This window comes from Bifidobacterium sp. POST2/T3 (B1) (genome assembly GCF_058197115.1).
This window is the reverse complement of the sequence record NZ_JBVPQK010000245.1, coordinates 1-3,912: the sequence shown is the minus strand read 5'-3', so window position 1 is coordinate 3,912 and position 3,912 is coordinate 1. Positions and strand designations below refer to the sequence as shown.

4 protein-coding genes are annotated in these 3,912 nt (G+C 61.1%); 3 read left to right on the top strand and 1 reads right to left on the bottom strand.

The window, feature by feature from the left end; all coding sequences use genetic code 11:
• A partial coding sequence (locus tag AC0AP0_RS09860) for an IclR family transcriptional regulator (protein ID WP_490430335.1) occupies positions 1–542 on the bottom strand: 542 nt, incomplete at its 3' end.
• A gap of 151 nt (positions 543–693) precedes the next feature.
• Here AC0AP0_RS09860 and leuC point away from each other — a divergent pair.
• The 3 genes from leuC to AC0AP0_RS09845 all read left to right on the top strand — a co-directional run bounded on the left by leuC (position 694) and on the right by AC0AP0_RS09845 (position 3,904).
• Positions 694–2,097 (top strand): 3-isopropylmalate dehydratase large subunit, encoded by a 1,404-nt coding sequence (gene leuC / locus AC0AP0_RS09855; protein ID WP_198229977.1) that lies wholly within the window; start codon positions 694–696, stop codon positions 2,095–2,097.
• A gap of 46 nt (positions 2,098–2,143) precedes the next feature.
• Positions 2,144–2,830, top strand: coding sequence for a 3-isopropylmalate dehydratase small subunit (gene leuD / locus AC0AP0_RS09850; protein ID WP_110412409.1), 687 nt, complete (start codon positions 2,144–2,146; stop codon positions 2,828–2,830).
• 114 nt (positions 2,831–2,944) lie between these two features.
• A complete protein-coding gene (locus AC0AP0_RS09845; protein ID WP_490430334.1) occupies positions 2,945–3,904 on the top strand; it encodes a CPBP family intramembrane glutamic endopeptidase in 960 nt (319 codons plus the stop codon).
• The last annotated feature ends 8 nt before the right edge of the window (positions 3,905–3,912 follow it).

Sequence of the window (3,912 nt, the reverse complement as noted above, 5' to 3'; positions counted from 1 at the left end):
GTCGCTGCGTTGAACTTGGCGTGTCGCAGGCCTTGGTGGAGGCGCTCAGGTTCCTCCCAGGCCAGCAGAATCTGTGCAGCCGAGCCGGCCTCCATGGACAGCAGGGCGCCGACAGGGATGGAGTCGCGCAGGCCGGAGGCGCGTTCCACTGCGGCGATGCAGACCCGGACCTCGCCCTGGCGGCGGAAAATCTGGGCTGATTCGCCAGAACGGTTGAGCAGTGTATGCAGGATGGGCCCCGACGCGGTCAGCAGTCGATCCTCGCCAGCGGCAGCGGCCAGTTCGGCGAAGCGGGAACCCAGTACGAACCGGCCATGCGCGTCCCGCAGTACGAAGCGGTGGCGCTCCAAGGCGATGGCCAAGCGGTGGGCCGTGGGTCGGGCCAACCCGGTGGCGTTGACCAGCTGGCCCAGGGTCATGGGTCCGGTCTCCAGGGTATCCAGAATTCGCACCGTCTTATCCAGAACGCCGACGCCCGAATGAATCTCCTCCTGATGCATGTTCGGATCATTTGTGGAGGGGTATCTGTCGTCATCGTTCATAGAAGGTGTGTCCATGGTTGAATTATGCCATCTCAGTATATGAAATGCAAAAGTTCATAATGGTCGCGCAGTTCCATACTCGGTGGTAAGAGGCCGGCGGGGTGCCGATGAGGTTGGTGTCCCGGCCGGTCGCAGACTTTCAGGAGGCGATATGGGACGCACAATGGCGGAAAAGGTCTGGGCCGATCATTTGGTCAGAAAGGGCCAGGGGGGCGAGCCCGATCTGATCTACATCGATCTGCAGCTCATGCACGAGGTGACCAGTCCACAGGCCTTCGAGGGGTTGCGCCTGGCCGGCCGGAAGATCCGTCACCTGGACCAGGTCATCGCCACCGAGGATCACAACACCCCCACCATCGACATCGATCGGCCCATCGCCGACAAGGTTTCGGCCCTGCAGATCTCCACACTGGAACGCAATTGCCGCGAGTTCGGCGTCCGTCTGCATCCATTGGGGGACGCGGACCAGGGTATCGTCCATGCTTTTGCACCCGTCCTGGGACTGACCCAGCCCGGCATGACCATCGTCTGCGGCGATTCGCATACCTCGACCCATGGGGCCTTTGGGGCCCTGGCTTTCGGCATCGGCACCTCCGAGGTGGAGCATGTCCTGGCCACGCAGACCCTGAGCCTGAAGCCTTTCAAGACCATGGCCATCACCGTCCGCGGCCAGCTCAAGCCCGGCGTCGGCGCCAAGGACGTCATTTTGGCCGTCATCGCCAAGATCGGCACTGGCGGCGGCCAGGGGCACGTTCTGGAGTACCGGGGCGATGCCATTCGACGCATGTCCATGGATGCGCGCATGACCATTTGCAACATGTCCATCGAGGCCGGGGCGAGGGCTGGGATGATCGCGCCGGACGAGACCACCTTCGCTTACCTGGAGGGCCGTCCGCACGCTCCTAAGGGGGCCATGTGGGATCAGGCCTTGGAATACTGGCGGACCCTTCCCACTGATCCGGATGCGGTCTTCGACAAGGAGGTTATCCTGGATGCCGACCAGCTGACCCCCTACGTGACCTGGGGAACCAACCCCGGACAGGGCCTGCCTATAGCTGCTGATGTGCCCGTTCCCGACAAGATCGCCGACCCCGCCAAGCGCCAGGCGGCCCAGGAAGCCATCGATTACATGGGTCTGAAGCCTGGGATGCCCATCCGGGACATCGCCGTGGACACCGTCTTCATCGGTTCCTGTACCAATGGGCGCATCGAGGATCTGCGCGCAGCAGCGGCCATCATGAAGGGACACCACAAGGCCAAGAATCTGCATCGCGTCCTGGTGGTGCCGGCCTCTTCGCGAGTTCGCATTCAGGCCGAAAAAGAGGGGCTGGACCGCATCTTCGAGGACTTCGGAGCCGAATGGCGCAACGCCGGCTGCTCCATGTGCCTGGGGATGAATCCCGACCAGCTGGTGCCGGGGGAGCGTTCCATTTCCACATCCAACCGCAACTTCCAGGGTCGTCAGGGCAAGGGTGGCAGGACGCATCTGGCCTCGCCCGAGGTGGCCGCTGCCACCGCCATCAGAGGAACCATCTGCTCGCCGGCCGATCTGTAAGCCCATCAATCATTCGTAATTGCCATCCAGCAGGCAGGAGGTCATCATGGAGCCACTTTCCGTTGTTACCGGGGTCGGGGTGCCCTTGCGCCGCTCCAACGTCGACACCGATCAGATCATTCCAGCCGTATTCCTGAAGCGGGTGAAGAAGACCGGCTTTGAGGATGCACTCTTCTATGCATGGCGAAGGGATCCGAATTTCGTGCTCAACAGGCCTGAATATTCAGGTGCTCGCATCCTGGTGGCCGGGCCGGACTTCGGCATCGGATCCTCGCGTGAGCATGCGGTCTGGGCTCTGCGGGACTATGGATTCCGCGTGGTCATTGCCCCACGCTTCGCTGACATCTTCTATGGGAACACCGCCAAGAACGGGGTTCTGGCCGCCATCATGCCCCAGGAATCAGTGGAGTTGCTCTGGAAGCTCCTGGAGGAGGATCCTGGCACCGAGATGACTGTGGACCTGGGCGCTCGCACGGTCACCTGCGCGGATGTGACTCTGCCCTTCCAGGTTGACGACTACGTACGATGGCGGCTCATGAATGGCTATGACGACATCGATCTGACCCTGCAGCACGAGGATGACATCCGTGCCTATGAGCGCATGAGGGCTGAGCGCTTCCCCTTCAAGCCGCGTACCCTGCCGGCACAGCATATGCCCGAAGAGCCGGTCACTTCAGCCAGGGAGGGCCAAATCGATTGGCCTGGGCCCCTGGCTGATCGCGGCATCATTTGACCGACGGGCTGTGCGCCCTGATATGAAAGTCCTCCGCCCCTTTTTCGCTTACCATGGAAAGTGGCAGTCATTGATCGACTGTGACCGGTTAGTAAACGAAGAGGGGCGGTTATCATGAGGCACAGCAGCGGCGATGTGCACGACTGGGGCGTTAGACGGGCAGTGAATGCCCTAAGTGCTTTTGCCTTCATCTACGTGGCCATCGAGACCCTGGTAGGCCTTTTGGGAGGCAAGGTTGTTCTGCCTGCTTTCTTCCCGCATGCTTCCAAAGCGCAACTCAACGGTCCTTTGGGGGACTGGACAGTGGTTATCTCTGTAGTGTTGGCCCTGCTGTTTGCCTTGATCAGTCAATGGCCGGTCATTGTAGGCCATGAACGGCATGGCCAGGACCAGGTGCGTTGGGTTACCGCCCGCCGATTCAGCCTGTTGGCGCTGATCATCGCCCTGGCCTGCTTCTTCCTCAGTCAGCTGGTGGCCAGTGCGGCCGACTCTGGACTGGGCGCTATTCTGTCCGGTACTGGGCTGCATCCGCCGACCGCACCTGATGACGGCGGCATGGAAACGCCGATCATGCTCTTCTATGCCATTCTTTTGGGGCCTTTTGCCGAGGAGCTGGTCTTTCGCGGGGTCATCATGAACGGCTTGCGCCGCTTTGGTCGTGTCTTCGCCATTATTACCTCTTCTTTGCTTTTCGGTTTCATGCATGGCTCCTTGGTCCAGGGTCTGTTCGGTTTCATTTCCGGCCTGGTTCTGGGCTATCTGGCCATGGAGTACGGGCTGGTCTGGTCCCTGCTGGTGCACATGCTCAACAATGCTTTCTCTTCAGGTCTGCTTGCCAAGTACATGCCCCTGGCACCCGAGGTGGTTCGCATCGGCCTGGGCCTGCTCATGATCCTGGTGCTGCTGATCGGTGTCGTCGGGCTGCTGTTCAAGATTAGGACTCTCCGTGATTACTGCCGCAGCAATCGCGCTCCCAAGGGAATCTATGCTTCCTGGAGGGCGCCTTGGTTCCTGCTCTTCTGCCTGGCGTGCCTGCTGATGGCCCTGAGCGAATTCGTACCAGGGCTGGCCTGACCGGACGG